Origin of the sequence: uncultured Amnibacterium sp. (assembly GCF_964245895.1) — a bacterium.
GTDB lineage: Bacteria > Actinomycetota > Actinomycetes > Actinomycetales > Microbacteriaceae > Amnibacterium.
This window is the reverse complement of record NZ_CAXTOQ010000017.1, coordinates 16917-33995: the sequence shown is the minus strand read 5'-3', so window position 1 is coordinate 33995 and position 17079 is coordinate 16917. Positions and strand designations below refer to the sequence as shown.

17 protein-coding genes are annotated in these 17079 nt (G+C 73.0%); 8 read left to right on the top strand and 9 right to left on the bottom strand.

The window, feature by feature from the left end:
• Window positions 1-30 precede the first annotated feature (30 nt).
• A complete protein-coding gene (locus ACFE60_RS04455; protein ID WP_375387634.1) occupies window positions 31-993 on the top strand; it encodes a quinone oxidoreductase in 963 nt (320 codons plus the stop codon).
• A gap of 115 nt (window positions 994-1108) precedes the next feature.
• Here the strand turns inward: ACFE60_RS04455 and cls are convergent, their stop codons facing one another.
• Window positions 1109-2575 carry a cardiolipin synthase gene (gene cls, locus ACFE60_RS04450; RefSeq protein WP_375387628.1) on the bottom strand — a complete coding sequence of 489 codons (1467 nt, stop codon included), beginning with the start codon at window positions 2573-2575 and terminating at the stop codon, window positions 1109-1111.
• A gap of 54 nt (window positions 2576-2629) precedes the next feature.
• Between cls and ACFE60_RS04445 the strand changes: the two genes are divergently transcribed.
• Both ACFE60_RS04445 and ACFE60_RS04440 read left to right on the top strand, forming a co-directional pair.
• A complete protein-coding gene (locus ACFE60_RS04445; RefSeq protein WP_375387627.1) occupies window positions 2630-3652 on the top strand; it encodes a DUF418 domain-containing protein in 1023 nt (340 codons plus the stop codon).
• Window positions 3653-3698: 46 nt separating this feature from the next.
• Entirely contained in the window at window positions 3699-4466 is a 768-nt protein-coding gene (locus ACFE60_RS04440; RefSeq protein WP_375387633.1) for an HAD-IIA family hydrolase, read from the top strand.
• Between the two features lie 222 nt (window positions 4467-4688).
• Here ACFE60_RS04440 and ACFE60_RS04435 read toward each other — a convergent pair whose 3' ends face one another.
• The 3 genes from ACFE60_RS04435 to ACFE60_RS04425 are packed head-to-tail and all read right to left on the bottom strand — an operon-like array spanning window position 4689 to window position 7083.
• Entirely contained in the window at window positions 4689-5642 is a 954-nt protein-coding gene (locus tag ACFE60_RS04435) for an asparaginase (RefSeq protein WP_375387626.1), read from the bottom strand.
• Window positions 5643-5658: 16 nt separating this feature from the next.
• On the bottom strand, window positions 5659-6207 hold the full coding sequence (gene pyrE / locus ACFE60_RS04430; RefSeq protein ID WP_375387625.1) for an orotate phosphoribosyltransferase: 549 nt from the start codon (window positions 6205-6207) through the stop codon (window positions 5659-5661).
• A gap of 33 nt (window positions 6208-6240) precedes the next feature.
• A complete protein-coding gene (locus tag ACFE60_RS04425) occupies window positions 6241-7083 on the bottom strand; it encodes an alpha/beta hydrolase fold domain-containing protein (RefSeq protein WP_375387624.1) in 843 nt (280 codons plus the stop codon).
• A 53-nt stretch (window positions 7084-7136) separates the two neighbouring features.
• Here ACFE60_RS04425 and ACFE60_RS04420 point away from each other — a divergent pair, with 53 nt between their 5' ends.
• Window positions 7137-7976 (top strand): exodeoxyribonuclease III, encoded by an 840-nt coding sequence (locus ACFE60_RS04420; RefSeq protein ID WP_375387623.1) that lies wholly within the window; start codon window positions 7137-7139, stop codon window positions 7974-7976.
• A 6-nt stretch (window positions 7977-7982) separates the two neighbouring features.
• Window positions 7983-8498, top strand: coding sequence for a low molecular weight protein-tyrosine-phosphatase (locus tag ACFE60_RS04415; protein WP_375387632.1), 516 nt, complete (start codon window positions 7983-7985; stop codon window positions 8496-8498).
• A gap of 51 nt (window positions 8499-8549) precedes the next feature.
• Here ACFE60_RS04415 and ACFE60_RS04410 read toward each other — a convergent pair whose 3' ends face one another.
• The 3 genes from ACFE60_RS04410 to ACFE60_RS04400 all read right to left on the bottom strand — a co-directional run bounded on the left by ACFE60_RS04410 (window position 8550) and on the right by ACFE60_RS04400 (window position 12511).
• The gene (locus ACFE60_RS04410) at window positions 8550-9545 is read right to left on the bottom strand and encodes a shikimate dehydrogenase family protein (RefSeq protein ID WP_375387622.1); all 996 of its coding nucleotides are present in this window, start codon (window positions 9543-9545) and stop codon (window positions 8550-8552) included.
• 104 nt (window positions 9546-9649) lie between these two features.
• Window positions 9650-10576: an AEC family transporter gene (locus ACFE60_RS04405; RefSeq protein WP_375387621.1), complete on the bottom strand. Its 927-nt coding sequence runs from the start codon at window positions 10574-10576 to the stop codon at window positions 9650-9652.
• Between the two features lie 54 nt (window positions 10577-10630).
• On the bottom strand, window positions 10631-12511 hold the full coding sequence (locus ACFE60_RS04400) for a hypothetical protein (protein ID WP_375387620.1): 1881 nt from the start codon (window positions 12509-12511) through the stop codon (window positions 10631-10633).
• 44 nt (window positions 12512-12555) lie between these two features.
• On the opposite strand from ACFE60_RS04400, the gene ACFE60_RS04395 reads away from it, so the two are divergent.
• Window positions 12556-13092 carry a DUF6264 family protein gene (locus ACFE60_RS04395; RefSeq protein ID WP_375387631.1) on the top strand — a complete coding sequence of 179 codons (537 nt, stop codon included), beginning with the start codon at window positions 12556-12558 and terminating at the stop codon, window positions 13090-13092.
• A 45-nt stretch (window positions 13093-13137) separates the two neighbouring features.
• Window positions 13138-14499: a DUF6421 family protein gene (locus tag ACFE60_RS04390; protein ID WP_375387619.1), complete on the top strand. Its 1362-nt coding sequence runs from the start codon at window positions 13138-13140 to the stop codon at window positions 14497-14499.
• A gap of 196 nt (window positions 14500-14695) precedes the next feature.
• Here ACFE60_RS04390 and ACFE60_RS04385 read toward each other — a convergent pair whose 3' ends face one another.
• Complete coding sequence (locus ACFE60_RS04385; RefSeq protein WP_375387618.1) at window positions 14696-15445, bottom strand: ABC transporter permease; 750 nt, start codon at window positions 15443-15445, stop codon at window positions 14696-14698.
• A complete protein-coding gene (locus ACFE60_RS04380) occupies window positions 15445-16410 on the bottom strand; it encodes an ATP-binding cassette domain-containing protein (RefSeq protein ID WP_375387617.1) in 966 nt (321 codons plus the stop codon). The genes ACFE60_RS04385 and ACFE60_RS04380 overlap by 1 nt, the downstream gene beginning before the upstream one ends.
• Window positions 16411-16569: 159 nt before the next feature.
• Here ACFE60_RS04380 and ACFE60_RS04375 point away from each other — a divergent pair, with 159 nt between their 5' ends.
• The gene (locus tag ACFE60_RS04375) at window positions 16570-17049 is read left to right on the top strand and encodes a hypothetical protein (protein WP_375387616.1); all 480 of its coding nucleotides are present in this window, start codon (window positions 16570-16572) and stop codon (window positions 17047-17049) included.
• Window positions 17050-17079 lie beyond the last annotated feature (30 nt).

The window sequence follows — 17079 nt, the reverse complement described above, 5'->3', positions numbered from 1 at the left end:
GTGGGTCGGCACACTGGACCGGTGGCGACGATGCGGGCGATCCAGGCGGAGCGAGCGGGCGGCCCGGAGGTGCTGCTGTCGGTCGAGCTGGAGGTGCCGCGGCCCGGCGACGGCGAGCTGCTCGTCGCCCTGACCGCCACCGGCGTCAACTTCATCGACGTCTACCGGCGCACCGGGCGCTACCCGGTCGGGTTCCCGCACGTCCCCGGCACGGAGGGGGCGGGAACCGTCGCCGCCGTCGGGCCGGGGGTGACCGGCTGGGCGGTCGGCGACCGCGTCGCCACGGCGGAGGGCCGGCGCACCTACGCCCAGCAGGCGATCGTGCCGGCTGAGCACGCGGCGCGCGTGCCTGCCGGCGTCGACCTGCGGGTCGCGGCGGCGGTCCCCCTCCAGGGCGTCACCGCCCACTACCTCGTGACCTCCGTGTTCCCGGTCGGGGCCGGGTCCGTCGTGCTGATCCACGCCGGCGCGGGCGGCGTCGGGCTGCTGCTGATCCAGCTGGCGAGGGCGCGCGGGGCGACCGTGCTGACGACCGTCGGCTCCCCCGGGAAGCGTTCGCTCGCGGAGGAGGCGGGCGCGGACCACGTGCTCGACTACGATGACTTCGCCGATCGCGCGCGCGACCTGACCGGCGGGCGCGGAGTCGACGTCGTCTACGACGGCGTCGGGGCGTCCACTTTCGACGGCTCCCTGCTCGCGCTGCGGCCGCGAGGCGTCCTGGCGCTGTTCGGTGCCGCCTCCGGCCCCGTGCCTCCGGTCGACCCGATCCGGCTGATGCAGCAGGGCTCGCTGGTCCTCACCAGGCCCACGATGGGCGACTTCCTGCTGACGGGCCAGGAGCGCGCCTGGCGGTTCGGCGAGGTGTTCGGCGCCGTCGAGCGAGGCGAGCTGTCCGTGCGGATCGGCACCCAGGTCCCTCTCGACGACGCGGCGGAGGCGCACCGCGCGCTCGAGGGCCGCAGGACGACCGGGAAGGTGCTCCTGCTCCCCTGATCCCGGGCGTTCGCGGATCCGGACGGATCGGGCGACACGCCGCGCAGGGTGCCTTCGGACCCGGCGTGTCCCTTCATCGATCCGGATCCGCGAAAGGGATCCGGATCCGCGACGACTACTGCACGGCGGAGGTGAGCCGCGCGATGCCGTCGACGAAGGCATGGAAGCGGCCGCGGCCCTGCCAGGAGCGCAGCGTGATCTCCTTCGAGCTCGACCGGTACTCGTCCTCGACCGCCTTCAGCTGGTCGCTGAAGGAGCGCCCGGACACGAGCATCATCAGCTCCAGGTCCAGCTGGAACGACCGGATGTCCATGTTCGACGACCCCACGACCGACACCAGGTCGTCGACGGACAGGTGCTTCGCGTGCAGGATCGTCGGCGCCCGGTACTCGTAGATGCGCACCCCGGCCTGCAGCAGCTCCTGGTAGTAGGAGTGCTGAGCGTGGAAGACGAAGAACTGGTCGCCGATCTCGCCGACGAACAGCTCCACCGCGACCCCCCTCCTGGCGGCGGTGAGGATCGCGCCGAGCAGGGACTCGTCGGGCACGAAGTAGGGGCTCGTGATCGAGATCCGCCGCTCCGCCGCGTAGATCAGCGAGTTGAAGAGGGCGAGGTTGTTCTCCGTCTCGAACGCCGGTCCGGAGGGGGCGATCTGCGCGAGCAGCGTCACCGGGTCCTCGTCGTCCGCGACGGCGTCGACCGTCGTGCTGCCGGGCAGCTCGTCGGTCTCGCTGAACCAGTCGGTGGCGAAGATCGCCTCGACCTCCTGCACGATCGGGCCCTCGACGCGCGCCATGAGATCCCGCCACCGCAGCCCGCGCCGCCGGTTCCCCGCCGTCTCGTAGCTCGGATCGATCACGTTCATCGAGCCGACGAACGCCACCCGGCCGTCCGCGACGAGCAGCTTCCGGTGGTTCCGCAGGTCCGGCCGCTGGTAGCGGCCCCGCAGCGGCTGCACCGGCAGCATGAGCCGCCAGTCCGCCCCGATCCTCGTCAGCTCCTGCTTCATCCGCCGGAAGCCCGGGTACTTGAAGGACCCGAGGTGGTCGACCAGCACCCGCACCGCGACGCCGCGGCCGACCGCCCGCTCGAGTGCCGCGAAGAACGGGCGCGTCGTCGGGTCGAACGAGATGATGTAGAACTCGACGTGCACGGTGCGCTCGGCGCCGTCGATCGCCTCGATCAGACCGGCCAGCTGCTCCTCGAAGTGCGGGACGAGGGTCGCCTCGTTGCCGTCGATCAGCGGCAGCGCGCCCATCTCCCGGTTCAGGCGCGCGATGGGCGCCAGCCACGGCGGTGCGCCGTGCGTGTCGGTGACGTGCTCGACGCTGCGGGCCCGCTCCTCGATGCGCTCGTTCATGGTGCGCTGCTTGTCGCGTCGCGCCTTCGGCAGCTTCGGCGACCCGATGAGCGCGAAGAGCGCGAGCCCGATCAGCGGCAGCACGACGATCAGCAGGATCCAGGCGAGCGCGGAGGAGGGCCTGCGGCCCGGCGGCGCGACGATCAGCGCGACGAGCAGCAGGAGCAGCTCGATGGCGACCAGCGCGGCGGTGGGCAGCGCGCCCGCGATCCAGTCCAGCACACTGCATTGTCGCGGAGGAACCGCCCGCCTCCTCCTGCCGCCTACGCTCGTGCCGTGCAGGCCCGGTTCGCGGGGGTGGACGCGGCCCGAGGGATCGCGATCCTCGGCATGCTCTGGGCGCACACCGCGGCCGACGGCACGCGCGACGCCCTCGCCGACGGCCGGTCCTCGGTGCTGTTCGCGACGCTGGCGGGCTGCTCGCTCGGGCTCCTGACCGGTGGCTCCTCACCGCGCACCGGCCGGGCGCGGTGGGAGGCGCTCGCCTCGGTCGGGCTGCGCGGGCTGCTGCTGATCGTGCTGGGCCTGATGCTGTGGACGCTCGGCACCCCGATCGCCGTCGTCCTCGACACCTACGGCGCGCTGTTCCTGGTGCTGCTGCCGGTCCTGTTCGCCCCCATCCGGGTCGTCGCCGGCGTCGGCGTGCTCGCCGCGCTGGCCGGCCCGTTCGTCGTCCGGGCGGTCGGCGAGGACCTGGCGACCCCGTTCACGCCGGAGCGCCTGCTGCACCTGCCCGCGGAGTGGTTCGTCACCGGCTACTACCCCGGGGTCGTCTGGGCGGCCTACCTCTGCGCGGGGCTGGTGGCCGCCCGCGCGGGACTCGCCCGCCGGCGCACCCTGGTGGCGATGCTCGGCGCGGGTGCTGCGACGAGCCTGCTCGGCTACGGCGGCGCGGCCGCGTTCGGGCTCGACGCCTCCGCGCACGCGAACACGTCGGCGGAGGTGCTCGGCTCGGGCGGGCTCGCGATCGCGGTCGTCGGCGGGCTCGAGCTGCTGTGCTCCTCGGCGGTCGCCGGCCGGATCGCGAGGGCGGTGCTCGGACCGCTGATCGCCGCGGGCCGGATGCCGCTGACGATCTACACGGGCCAGCTCGTCGTGCTCGCGATCTGGCTGCGGACACCCGCCGCCGGGGACCCGCCCTGGATCGAGTCGTGGCAGCTGCTCATCGGGCTGACGGTCGCCTCGCTGCTCGTCGCCGTGCTGTGGCAGCGCTTCGTCGGTCGGGGTCCGCTCGAGCTGCTGGTCTCCCGGCTGACCGCCGTCGGGGTGGGGTCGGCATGGGCCCGGCCCATACGCTGACGGTGTGACCGGGACCCGAGCCGACGTCGACTGCTGGCTGACCGACATGGACGGCGTGCTCGTCCACGAGAACCAGGCGATCCGCGGCGCTGCGGAGCTGATCCAGCAGTGGACCGACCAGGGCAAGCCGTTCCTCGTGCTGACGAACAACTCGATCTTCACGCCGCGGGACCTGGCCGCACGCCTGCGCGCCTCCGGGCTGTCCGTGCCCGAGGAGTCGATCTGGACCTCCGCGCTCGCGACGGCGGACTTCCTCGCCTCCCAGATCCCGGGCGGCAGCGCGTTCGTGATCGGGGAGGCGGGGCTCACCACCGCCCTGCACGAGGCGGGCTACATCCTGACCGACACCGCCCCCGACTACGTCGTCGTCGGGGAGACCCGCAACTACTCGTTCGAGGCGATCACGAAGGCGATCCGCCTGATCGTCGCCGGCGCGCGCTTCATCGCCACGAACCCCGACGCGACGGGCCCGTCGAACGAGGGACCGCTGCCGGCGACCGGGGCCGTGGCCGCGCTGATCGAGCGGGCGACCGGCAAGACCCCGTACGTGGTCGGCAAGCCGAACCCGATGATGTTCCGGTCGGCGATGAACCGGATCGGCGCGCACAGCGAGAACACCGGGATGATCGGCGACCGGATGGACACCGACGTCGTCGCGGGCATCGAGGCCGGTCTGCACACCATCCTCGTGATGACGGGCATCAGCGACCGGTCCGAGATCGAGCGCTACCCGTTCCGGCCGGACGAGGTCCTCGACTCCGTCGCCGACCTGCTGAAGCCCCTCCCCGTCGCCTCCACCGGCCCCGAGGACTGACGGCCGCCGCGTCGCCGTCGGCCCGCGGCGGGACGGGTGGAGGCCTTCAGCAGGATGAATGGACGCGGACAGCAGGACGAAACGGCTTGAGCAGGACTTTCGGGCCCGTTCTGTCCTGCCGTCGGCGTTCTGTCCTGCTCAAGCCCTCGAGGCAACCTGCTCAAGCGCACGAGGCAACCTGCTCAAGCCCTCGCGGCGGTACGGCGAGCCCTCGAGCGGCGCTCAGGCGACGACGCGGATCCGGCCGACCTCGGCGCCGCCGCCCTGCACGGCCAGGGAGGGGTCGGCCAGGAAGCCCTCGGCCGCCGCGCGGCCGACCGCGCCGACGGACGCCAGGAGGGAGACGGCCACCGCCGCCGCTGCACGGGCGGAGCCGTCGAGGATCTTCACCGCGACCGCGGTGCCGTCCGGCGCCACCGCGCACCACACCCCCTCCGCCCCCGCCTTGGCGACCAGGCCGAGCGTCGCCACGGCCCGAGTGGTCGCCGTGCCGGGCCCCTCGATCAGATCCGGGTCCGCGCGGATCGCCATCCCGAGATCCGGGTGCTCCGCGAAGAGCGCCGCGTACCCGTTGGCGAGCGCGACGACCGGCAGCGCCCAGACCGGCCCGCCGCAGCCGTCGGTGCCCGGCCGGACGGGTGCGGCGCCGGCGTACTCGTCGATGATCTCGGCAGCGAGCGAGTGCACCGGGTTGGCCGGGTGCAGGTAGCCGGCAACCGGCAGCCCGAAGGCGACCGAGGCGCCGAGCATCCCGGCGTGGTTGCCCGAGCAGTTCATCGCGATGCGGCTCGGGCCGCCTCCGGCGCGGAGGACCTCGTTCGCCGCTGCGCGGTCGGTCGGCCACGCCTCCGGGGTCCGGAGGTCCGCCTCCGACGCCCCGACGGAGCGCAGCACCTGCCGCACCGCCGCGATGTGCCGCGGGGTGCCGGTGTGGCTGGAGGTGACGATGGCCATCCCGGCCGCGTCGAGGTCGACGCCGGACCGGAGCGCCGCGACGGTCTGGAACGGCTTGAGCGCGCTCCGGGCGTAGATGAGGGCGTCGACGTCGCCGAGCGCGGCGAGCACCGCACCGTCGGCGGTGACCACCGCGGCGGCGCCGAGGTGCTGCGACTCCGGGAAGCCGCTGCGCTCGACGACCGCGAGCGGCACGGAGACGGACGCGTCGAGGGCGCTCATGCCGGAAGGGGCATGCTCAGGCGAGCCCGAGGTCGGCGAGGGTCAGCGCCGCGAGGTACCGGTGGCCGGCGGCCTCGATGACCTCCCTGGCACCGGTGCTGCGGTCGACGACGACGGCGACGGCCGCGATCTCGGCGCCGGCCCGCTCGAGCGCCTCGATCGCCTTCAGGGGGGAGCCGCCGGTCGTGGAGGTGTCCTCGACCACGATCACCCGCCTGCCCGCGACCTCCGGCCCCTCGACCTGGCGGCCCCGGCCGTGATCCTTCGGCTCCTTGCGCACGACGAACGCGTCGAGCGCGGCGCCCCTGGCCGCGCCCTGATGCAGGATCGAGGTCGCGATCGGGTCGGCGCCCATCGTCAGCCCGCCGACGGCCGCGACGTCGGGCACGTCCGCGATCAGGTTGAGCATGACCTGGCCGATCAGCGGGGCGACGCGGTGGTCGAGGCTCACCTTGCGCAGGTCGACGTAGAACGACGCCTGCTTGCCGGAGGTGAGGGTGAAGTCGCCGTGGAAGACGGCGTCGGCCTTGATGTGGTCGATCAGCTGATCGCGGGCGCTGGGCACGGTGCCCAATCGTAGGGATCGTGCCCGCGCGGTTCAGCGCAGCACGTCGACGAAGGCCCGCTGCGCGCGACGCGCCTCCGGGATCGGCAGCAGCGGCCAGTTGTGCAGCAGCCCGTTCCCGACGAGCACCCGCACCGGGGAGGGGCAGCGCTCCTCGAGCCGCAGCGCGTCGCGGTGCAGCACGTCCCGGGTGCCGCTCGCCACGACCACCGGGCCCAGCCCGGTCAGATCGCCGAGCAGCGGGCTCACGTACGGATGCTCCACCGGCAGGTCGCCGCGGTACAGCTCGGCCGCGCGCCGCAGGCCCGGGGCCGCGAGCCACGGGTCGCGCGGGGTCGTCCAGGGCGCGGTCACCCCGCCGTCCAGCCAGGGCGCGCTGAGCAGGAGGGGGACCCGCAGGCCGTCCGCGGCGAGCAGCTGCGCCGCGGCGAGCGCCATGCCGCCGCCCGCGGAGTCGCCGAGCAGCGCCACCTCCCCGACCGCCGCGAGCCGGCGCACGATGCGCGCCACGTGCGGCACGGTCGCCGCCGCGGTGCCCTCCGGCGCCAGCCGGTACAGCGGCACGGTCACCGTGCGGCGGCTCGCGATCGCGATCGTGCGCCAGAGGTCCCAGTGCTGCACCTCCGGTCCGAAGACGTAGCCGCCGCCGTGCAGCGCGACCACCGCGCCGCTCGCCTTCGGCGGCACCAGGTGCACGAGCGGCCAGCCGTCGTCCTCCGCCGTCGCGACGACGACCCCCTCGCCGGATCTCGGCGGGTCCGCGGGCCACGGGTCGCGCCGCAGGATCGCGCGGTCGAGCGCCTCCGCCGAGCGCCACCTGCGGCCCCGCCCGGCCAGGGCGAGGAACGCCCGCACCGCCGTGTGCTGCACGCTCATGCCCGCCTCCTCGCACGGGGGAACGTCCGCCGCCATGGGTAGCGTTGCACCCCGTGCGGATCGCGACCTGGAACGTCAACTCGATCCGAGCGCGGGTCGGCCGGGTGACGGACTGGCTGCAGCGCGCGGACGTCGACGTGCTCGCCATGCAGGAGATCAAGTGCCGGGACGACCAGTTCCCGCACGAGGCCTTCGAGGCCGCGGGGTACGAGGTCGCGACCCACGGGCTCTCCCAGTGGAACGGCGTCGGGTTCGCCAGCCGGATCGGGCTCGAGGACGTCGAGAACGACTTTCCGGGCATGCCGGGGTTCGGCAAGCCGCTGGCCGACGGCTCGCTGCCGCTCGAGGCCCGCGCCATGGCGGTGACCGTCGGTGAGGGCGTCCGCCTGTGGAGCCTCTACGTGCCGAACGGGCGGGAGCTCGACAACCCGCACTACCCCTACAAGCTCGCGTGGCTGGCGACGCTCGCCGGCGTCGCGCAGGCCTGGCTCGCCGAGCACGAGGGCGAGCCGCTGGCGATGATGGGCGACTGGAACATCGCGCCGACCGACGCCGACGTGTGGGACCCGGCGGTCTTCGAGGGCGCCACCCACGTCTCCGCGCCGGAGCGCGCGGCGTTCCAGCGGTTCGAGGCGCTCGGCCTCGCGGACGTCGTGCGCCCCCTCGTGCCGACCGGTTACACGTACTGGGACTACAAGCAGCTGCGCTTCCCCCGCAACGAGGGCATGCGCATCGACTTCGTGCTCGGCTCCCCCGGGTTCCAGGACCTGGTCACCGGGGCGTCGATCGAGCGGAACGAGCGGAAGGGCGACGCCCCGAGCGACCACGTGCCGGTGGTCGTCGACATCGACGCGGAGTCCGCCCTGGACGACGACCGGCCGATGATCTTCTAGGTGCCCATGAATCGGCCATACCGCGTGATGACGGTCTGCACCGGCAACATCTGCCGCTCGCCGATCGCGGAGGTGGTGCTGCGCGACCGCTTCGACGCGGCCGGGCTCGGCGACCGGGTCGTCGTCGACTCGGGCGGGATCTCCTCCGAGGAGCTCGGGAACCCGATCGACCCCCGCGCCGCCCGGGTGCTGCGGCGGGCCGGCTACGCGGTGCCGCGCCGGACTGCGCACCAGGTCACGCCCCAGGACGTCCGCGGCCGCGACCTGCTGCTCGCGATGACCGCGCAGCACGCGCGCCGGCTGCGTTCCGAGGCGACGACGGCCGACGACGCCGAGAAGGTCGTCATGTACCGCCGCTTCGATCCGGACGCGCCATCGCTCGACGTGGTCGACGAGTCCGCCCTCGACGTGGAGGACCCCTGGTACGGCGGGGAGGACGACTTCCTCGCGACGCTGCAGCAGGTGGAGGCGGCCGCGGACGCGATCGTCGCCCACGTGCGCTCCCGCCTCCCCGCCTCCTGACCCCTCCGTTCTGCAGGTCTGCCAGACCTGCAGAACGAAAGGGGGAGGGCGTCAGCGGGCGCTGCGGGCCAGGTCGCTCAGACGGTCGAAGTCGGGGCCGGAGGTCGGCACGTCGATGCGGAAGACCTCCTTGACGGCCTGCAGCCAGCCGTGGACGAAGTAGGTCCAGCCGTCCTCGGCGCGCACGCCGCGGGACTCGCCCTGCCGGATCGCGGTCTCGAGGAACCGCAGGTCGCCGCGGTAGTTCAGGTCCCACGCGATCGCGTCCTGCGGCAGCAGCGCGTCCTCGCCGATCGGCGAGCCGGGCAGGTCCTTGCCGAGACCGGTCGCGTTCACGACGAGCGACCCCGCCGGCTGGGAGGCGAGCACCGCGTCGGTCTCGTCGGTCGACCGCACGCGGACCAGCTCCAGCGGCACGTCCGGCCCGACCTGCCGGGCGATCGAGGCGAGGTGCTCCAGACGGTCCCCGTCGGTGTCCGTGACGACGAGCGCCGCGGGGCGCTGCTCCCCGTGCTCCTCCCGCACCAGGCACCACGTCAGGGCCGTGCCGGCACCGCCGGCGCCCATCACGACGGCGGAGGCGCCCGTGCGGGTCCAGTAGCCCTGCGGCACGATCGCGTCGAGCGCGAGCGCGCCGGTCACCGGATCCTTCGCGAACCCGTGCAGCCCGTCCGGCTCCTTGGTGACGCAGCTGACCTCGCCCATGAGGGTCGCGAGGGGCCGCAGCTGCGCGAACAGGTCCCGCGCGGCGGTGCCGACGGCGATCTTGTGGCTGGTGATCTGCATGCCGAGGCCGAGCCGGTCCTGCTGCAGGAACTCCACGATCCGGCGGGTGTGCTCGGCGGGGGCGCCGACGGGCAGGTCGATGCCGCGCAGCACGGCGTCGTGCAGCCCCAGCTCGTGGGCCCACGCGGGGAACACCCGCTGGATGGACGAGGACCCGGTCGAGACGCCGAGGAAGTAGATCGTGGGCTGCGTCGCGGCGACCAGGGTGTCGGGCGTGAGCACGGGCAGGGGCGTGGCGACGGGGCTGTCGACAGCGGTCATGGGGTCACCTCCGGATTCGAGCAACCGAACGGTGGGTCAGCGTATGCCGCTGCGGCGACCCCTCAGTGAACTTTCACGTCAAGGGGGTTCACACGAGGCCGCGTTCACGGTACGAGCAGCAGGGAGGCGACGAGCAGCACGGGGACGGCCGCGATCGTCGTGATCAGGCCGGCGTCCCGCGCGATCGCCACCCCCGTCCCGTACCGGGTCGCATAGACCAGGACGTTCTGCGCGGTCGGCAGCCCTGCGAGCACGACCGCCGCGTGCAGCTGCGACGCGGTCAGGTGGAGCACGAGCGTGCCGACGATCCACGCGACCCCGGGCATCGCGACCGCCTTCAACGCGGAGGCGAGCAGCACGTCCCGCCTGCCGCTGCCCGCGGCCAGCGGGCGGGCGCCGAACAGCGACAGCCCGAAGCCGGCGAGCATCAGCGGCACGGAGGCGCCGCCGAGCAGCCGCAGCGGCTCGAGGACGATCGACGGCACCCGCACGTGCGCGACGGCGAGCAGCGCCCCGAGCAGCGACGCCACGATGAGGGGGTTGCGCAACGACGCCAGCACCGTGCCGATCACGTTGCGGCGGCGCTCCCGCGTCGCGGCGTCGAGCGCGATCAGCGCAGCGGGTGCGAACACGATCAGCTGCAGCAGGATCAGCGGTGCGGTGTACGCGGCGGAGCCGAGCAGGTACACCGCGACGGGCAGACCGATGTTGTTGGCGTTGACGTACCCGCTGCTGAGCGCGCCGACCGTCAGCTCCCCCAGCCCGCGGTGCCAGGCGAACCGGGCGACCAGCACGTAGACCAGGCCGACGACGAGCGCGGCGACGGCGGACACCGCGAGCAGCGGCGAGAAGAGTACGGCGGTGTCGGCGGTCGCGAGCACGGTGAACAGCAGCGCGGGCGCCGCGGCGAAGAAGACGAACCGGCTGAGCACGACCCGGGCGCCGGGACCCAGCACGTCGAACCGCCCGAGCAGGTAGCCGACCAGGATCACCACGCCGATCACGGCGAACCCCTGCAGCACGCCGGTCATCGGACCATCCTGGCGTGCCGCTGCGGCTGGAGCCCGGTGAGCCGTTCGGCGCCGTCAGCCCTCCGCGAGCACGATGATGCGGTCGGCCGCGGAGAACCGCAGCGACTCCTGCTTCGGCGGGTTCAGCCGCACCCCGTACCGCCGCGATCCGTCGCCCTCGAGCGCGGCCAGCCGGTAGCCGATCGCGGTCTCCCCCTTGCGCCGCGCCGCCTCCAGCACGCTGTAGAAGTCGGCGTCCTCGCCGGGGCGGATGTAGGAACCGGCCGGCCGGAGGTAGACCTCGCTGCCGGTGCTCGAGAAGAGGATCCCGAAGACGTCGGTGAGCCGCTTGTTCTCCGAGGTCTGCGCCAGCATCAGGCTGATCAGCTTGTCGCTGACGATGAAGTCGTCGGCCTTCGTGATCTCCGCGAGCTCGCGGTTGCCGTCGTCGAGCATCTCGCTGACGACCGCGTAGTCGCTGCCGTCCCGGTCGGCCATGTCCCGCAGGTGGAGGAGGGTGACGAGGGTCTTGGCGTCGGCGCGGTCGACGTCGAGGTCGTTCTTGTAGGCGAGCACGATGACGTGGTCGTAGGACGCGACGTCGAGCGAGTCCAGCACCCGCCGGTTCGTGGTGTCGCCCCTCCGCAGGGTGATCCCGAGGTCGGCGACCGGGGCGAGGTCGGGGACGACGACGGACTCGTCGGCGACGACGGTGACGACCGACCCGGCAGCGACGTAGTCGCCGAGCTCGTGCAGCATCATCGCCAGCCCGGAGTTGTAGCCGAGCACGAGCGTGCGCTCGGGGCGGGGGGCGGGCGGCAGGGAGTCGACGACGACGGTCGGGTCCGGCCGGCCGGGCGCGCCCGCGGCGATGGTGCTGTCGTCCTCCGCGATCACGACGAGCTGGTGGTCCGGCAGGATCTCGGTGTCCGCGGGCGGGTTCACCAGCAACTCGTGCCCGCGGACCAGGCCGATGACCGTGCTGGTCGGGAAGCCGAGCTGCGCGTCGAAGTAGGTGGCGCCGACGAGGTCCCCCGGGCGGGTGAAGTACAGCTCGTCGCCGTCGAAGTCGAGCAGCTCGGTGTAGACGGCCGAGAGCCCGCTCTGGCGGCAGCTCTGCACCGTGATCCGGCTGATGATGTCGCTCGCGAGCACCCACGCCGCCTCGTCCCGGCCGACCAGCCGGGCGGCCTCGAGGTTGTCCGCCGACTGGATCTCTCCGACGATGTGGTACGGATCCGCCTTGCGCCGCGGGCTGTTCGTCAGCGCGAGCGCGGTCTTGATCACGGCGGAGTCCGGATCCGCCACCCCCTCCGGCGCCAGGATGACCACGCTGCGCGCGGCGCTCGGGTTCCCGAGCTCGAGGTCGGTCGTGCTCATCGGGTCCCCGGTGCGGCAGACGATCCGGGTGCTCGACCGGCCGGCGAGCCGCGCGCGCAGGGCGTCCTCCATCTCGACCTTGTCGCGGTCCGCCAGGATCACGATCACCGGCCTCCGGCGCGACTCGTTCGCGATGCGCAGCTCCGCCACGATCTGGAACACCTTCGAGTTCCACCCGAGGATCAGCGTGTGCTCGCGCTCGAGCACGCGGGAGCGTCCCTTGCGCAGGTCCGCGACCTTGGCGTCGAAGCCGCCGGAGATGATGCCGATCAGGCTCGCCACCACGACGATGCCGACGAGGGTGACCACGAGCATCGGCACGCGGAACGCCCAGCCCTGGTCGCCGCTGATGGTGCCGCCGTCGATCGCGCGCATGAGGTTGCCCCAGAGCACCTCGCCGAACCCCTCCTGCCGCGTGCCCGCGGGGAACAGCCCGAACACCTCCACGACGACCCCGACCACGACGATGAAGGCGACGGTGACGAGCGCGAGCAGTCCGACGAGGGCGATCGTGCCCCGCGACATGACGCCGTCGAACCAGTAGCGGAACCGTTCGGCGAAGGTGGGGCGATGCACCTGCACAGCATCCCGGTCCGCCGGTCCTCCGGCCAAGTCCGCGCATCAGCGCGGCCGGCGCCTCCGCCCGACGCCGCGCGCCGGAGCGCGCCCGCTACGGTGCAGGCCTGACCTCGAGGAGCACGATGTCGTCGGAAGCCCCGCCCGTCGTCCGGCCCGGCCGCCCGACGTGGGACGTCGTGGTCGCGATCGCGCTGCTCGTCGTGCTGGTCGCCGCCGCGGTCGTGCTCGGGTTCGCCGGCGCGTTCCTGGTGATGGCGAGCGACTCGTGCGGCGCCTCCACGGTCTGCGACGAGTCGCGGCTGAGCGGCGGCGTGCTCGTCGCGATGCTCGGCCCTGCCGTGGTCGCGCTGGTCGCGATCGCCTCGGTGGTCGAGCGCCTGGTGCGCCGGCGGCTCGCCTTCTGGCCGCCGATCGTCGGCCTCGTGGTCGCCGTGCTGGTCTGGGCCGGCGGGACCGCGCCTGGTGCTCTCGTCGGTGCCCGGCGCGACGGCCTGACCCGCGAACGAGGGCGTCGATCACCTCGAACGCAACGATGTTGCGGAGACGGCAGGTTCTTGCACGTCTCCTGCACCGAATGATCGTCCGACGCCCCGTACCGTCGTCGGGCACGAAGGAGGCGCACCATGACGCTGCTCGAGTCGGTCCACCCGACCATCACCACAAAGACGCCCGAATGGGTTCGCCTCAAGGACGCGGTCACCGCGTTCCGCGCGCTCCAGCAGAAGGACGGCGCCCTCGCCGAGGGCGCGGACGCCGCCGCTGCCGGCGCCCTGCTCGACGAGGTGCGCGCGCAGGTCGCCGCGCTGGCCCCGGCCTTCCCCCACGACGAGGCGTACCTGTCCGCGCTCGACGACGACCTCGCGGCGTGGGCCGCCTCCGGCTTCGCCGCGCCCGACTTCCGCGCCTCCCTCGCCGCATTCCAGCCGCAGCAGCACCGCATCGACGGGCTGCGGCACCTCGTGCTGTTCCCGATGACGACCCAGAACGGCTCGGCCGACCGCCTGCTCGAGGCGCTGCTCGTCGACGTGATCTGGCCCGACTTCATCGACGTCCTGGAGCGGGAGGCGTACCCGAACGCGCTGTTCGTCTCCCTCCGCTTCGTCGACTTCACCGGCGGCTACGACACCAACTCGGCGGTGCTGTTCCCCGAGACCGTCGCGATGAAGGAGCTGATCCCCTTCACCTGGGGCGCGATCTTCCAGGATCGCGAGGCGGCCCGGTTCCGCCGCGTCGTCGCCGAGGCGGCCTCGATCACCAAGCTCGACCTGCCGGAGGACGCGCGGCGGCTGCTCGCGGACCAGGCGCTCGCCGAGCGCACCTTCGTGCTCTGGGACCTGATCCACGACCGCACCCACATGCGCGGGGACCTGCCGTTCGACCCCTTCATGATCAAGCAGCGGATGCCGTTCTTCCTCTACTCGCTGGAGGAGCTGCGGTGCGACCTGACCGCGTTCCGCGAGGCCGTGCGCCTCGTGCGGGCGGAGGGCACCGACGAGGTCACACGCGACCACGCGCGCCTCGCGCAGTTCGCGATCCTGTTCGACCGCATCTTCCGGTTCCCGCTCACCGGCTCGCGGGTGCGCAACTACGACGGCCTCGGCGGCCAGCTGCTGTTCGCCTGGCTGCATCAGCACCACGTGCTGCACTGGACGGACACCAGCCTCGCCATCGACTGGGAGCAGCTGCCCGACACGGTGGTCGCGCTCTCCGACGCGATCAACGACCTCTACTGGGCGTCGATCGACCGGCCGAAGATTGCGCACTGGCTCGCGGCGTACGACCTGGTCCGCGCGACCCTGACGCCGAACCCCGCCTCCCGCTGGGCGCGCGGCCTGCCCGACGAGATCCTCGCCGGCGCGCCGAAGGGCTTCACGGACGCCGTGCTGGACGACGAGTTCCCGCTCTCGATGTTCTACGAGGCGCTCGGCAAGAAGCTGCGCCCGACCATCGAGTCGACCGAGGGCATCACGGGCGCCTCCGCCTGACCCCTTCCGCTGGACGTGGCCCCCTTCGCGGAGCAGCGCCTCCCTGCTCAGCCTTGAGCACGACAGCAGGAAGAACGACGTTCGGCAGGAGGAATCGGCCGCATTCTTCCTGCCGAATGTGCTTCTTCCTGCCGAAGCACGGCGTTCTTCCTGCTGTGGTGCTCTAGCCGTCGTGCGCGCTCCAGGGGGAGACGGCTCAGGCGTTCTCGCGCCGGAACACGCGGGTGCCCCAGGCCGCTGCGACCGCGAACACCAGCACGGCCCAGAAGGAGCCCCACCAGACCGTCGAGTCGAAGGTCCCTGTGAACACCGCCCGGATCGCGTCGACCACGTGCTTCGTCGGCACCACGTCGGCCAGCGTCTTCAGCCACGTCGGCTGGGTGATCGGCAGCAGGATGCCCGACAGCAGCAGGACCGGTAGCGCGATGCTGTTCAGCAGCGGCGCGAGCACGTCCTCGCTCTTCGTCAGCAGCCCGATCGCGTTGGAGGCGCACGCACACGCGGCGCCGAGCAGCACCGTGAGCACGATGCCGAACACGATCCCCGCCGCCGACGCCTGCAGCCCGAACAGGAAGCTGAGCAGCACGAGCACGATCGCCTGCACCAGCAGCTGCACGGCGTTCAGCAGCACCCGCCCGAAGAGCAGGGCGCCGCGGGAGGCCGGCGTCACGCGCTCGGCCTCGATGACGCCGGCGCGCCACTCCGCGACCAGCCCGAAGCCCGCGAAGAGCGCGCCGAACAGTCCCAGCTGCACGAGCAGACCCGGCACGAACAGCGCGTACGCGTTGTCGGCGCCGAACGTGCCGGCCAGCGGGACCAGCAGCGGCCCGAACAGCGAGAGGTAGAGGATCGGCTGGAGCAGGCCGATGATCACCCACGCGGGGTTGCGCAGCGCGATCCGCAGCTGGCGGCGGAACACGATCGAGGTCTCGCGCAGCGTGCGCATCAGGCGTCCTCTCGCAGGGATCGGCCGGTGACCGTCAGGAAGACGTCGTCGAGGGTGGGGCGGCGCACCTCGATGCCGGCGAGCACGACGCCCGCGTCGTCGAGCGCGCGGACCAGGCCGGGCAGGCGGTCGCCGACGCCCCGGATGCGGGCCGAGATCCGCAGGCCCTCGACGTGCGGGGCGGCGTCGGGTCCGGCGGCGGCGAGCGCCGCGGCCGCGGCCTCGACCTGCCCCGCCTCCCCGACCAGCAGCTCGACCAGATCGCCGGACACCTGCCGCTTGAGGGCGTCGGGGGTGTCGGAGGCGACGATGCGGCCGTGGTCGATGACGAGGATCCGGTCGCAGAGCGCGTCGGCCTCGTCCAGGTAGTGGGTGGTGAGGAACACGGTCGCGCCCCGTCCGCTCCGCAGCTCCTCGATGTGGTCCCAGAGGTTCGCCCGAGCCTGCGGGTCCAGCCCGGTCGTCGGCTCGTCGAGGAAGACCAGCTTCGGGTCGTGCACCAAGCCCATCGCGATGTCGAGGCGACGACGCTGGCCGCCGCTCATCGCACGCGGCTTCCGCTCCCACAGGCCGTCGAGCTCGAGCTCGGCGAACAGCTCCCTGGCGCGCCTGGTGGCGGCCTGCTTCGAGACGCCGTAGAGCATGCCGTGGTCGACCACCTCCTCCCCCGCCCGCGCCTCCGGGCCGGTGGAGCCGCTCTGCGACACGTAGCCGATCGCCCTGCGGACCGCGACCGGGTCCTTCGCGACGTCGTGCCCGGCGACCACCGCACGACCGGAGGTGGGCCGGATCAGGGTCGTCAGCATGCGCAGCGTCGTCGTCTTGCCGGCGCCGTTCGGCCCGAGGAAGCCGACGATCTCGCCGGCGTCGACGCGCAGGTCGACACCGTCGACGGCGCGCAGCTCCACCTTCTCCCTGCCCTTGCGGGTGGGGAAGGTCTTGGTCAGCCCCTCGACCTCGATCACGGCACCTCCTGGTCGACCCCGGCATGCACCGGGCGCGCGTCCGGCCGGCCCGGACCAGGCATGCTCCCATCCGGCGCGGACATCGGCCGGACGCGACCGCGCCCCGGGATCCGGGGGCTCGCGACGGCGGTCGCTCCGCGGGCACGACATGCTGCCGACATGACTGCGCAGGGGCAGGCGATGCGACCCGTCGAGACGCGGCCGACCGCCTCCATCCGCTCGCTCGTCGTCGCCGGGATCGTGCTGCTGCTCGGCTATGCGCTGGCCGGGACCTGGTCGGTCGGGCAGGGCTTCGGCGGGTACGACGCGGACGGCGGCTGGATCGACTTCGACGGCCGGCCCACGTCGTCCGCCCCGGTCACGGTGGACGTCGTCGGCCATCCCGCGCTGTGGGTGCAGGTCGTGGTCGTCGCGATCCTGGTCGCCGCCGGGGTGTGGGCCGCCCGGACCGGAGGCGCGGGTGCGGGGTTCCGGCGCCGAGCCGGCATCGGGGTGGCGACGCTGGTCGTGGTCGCGGTGGTGCTGGTGTTCACGGTCCTGCAGATCCACCTGGTCCAGGACGCGTTCGCACGCGGGGACACCCGCCCGCCGATCCTCGGGAACGTGACGGTGACCACCTCCACGATGCCGCCCGGCTGACGGGGTGCGCGGGCTCGGGGAGGATGGAGC

Coding starts and splice junctions, on each gene's coding strand:
- ACFE60_RS04405 (WP_375387621.1), bottom strand. CDS start 10,576: ATGACCGGCGTGCTGCAGGGGTTCGCCGTGATCGGCGTGGTGATCCTG.
- ACFE60_RS04455 (WP_375387634.1), top strand. CDS start 31: ATGCGGGCGATCCAGGCGGAGCGAGCGGGCGGCCCGGAGGTGCTGCTG.
- ACFE60_RS04440 (WP_375387633.1), top strand. CDS start 3,699: ATGGACGGCGTGCTCGTCCACGAGAACCAGGCGATCCGCGGCGCTGCG.
- ACFE60_RS04425 (WP_375387624.1), bottom strand. CDS start 7,083: ATGAGCGTGCAGCACACGGCGGTGCGGGCGTTCCTCGCCCTGGCCGGG.
- ACFE60_RS04375 (WP_375387616.1), top strand. CDS start 16,570: ATGACTGCGCAGGGGCAGGCGATGCGACCCGTCGAGACGCGGCCGACC.
- ACFE60_RS04390 (WP_375387619.1), top strand. CDS start 13,138: ATGACGCTGCTCGAGTCGGTCCACCCGACCATCACCACAAAGACGCCC.
- ACFE60_RS04410 (WP_375387622.1), bottom strand. CDS start 9,545: ATGACCGCTGTCGACAGCCCCGTCGCCACGCCCCTGCCCGTGCTCACG.
- ACFE60_RS04385 (WP_375387618.1), bottom strand. CDS start 15,445: ATGCGCACGCTGCGCGAGACCTCGATCGTGTTCCGCCGCCAGCTGCGG.
- ACFE60_RS04435 (WP_375387626.1), bottom strand. CDS start 5,642: ATGAGCGCCCTCGACGCGTCCGTCTCCGTGCCGCTCGCGGTCGTCGAG.
- ACFE60_RS04415 (WP_375387632.1), top strand. CDS start 7,983: ATGAATCGGCCATACCGCGTGATGACGGTCTGCACCGGCAACATCTGC.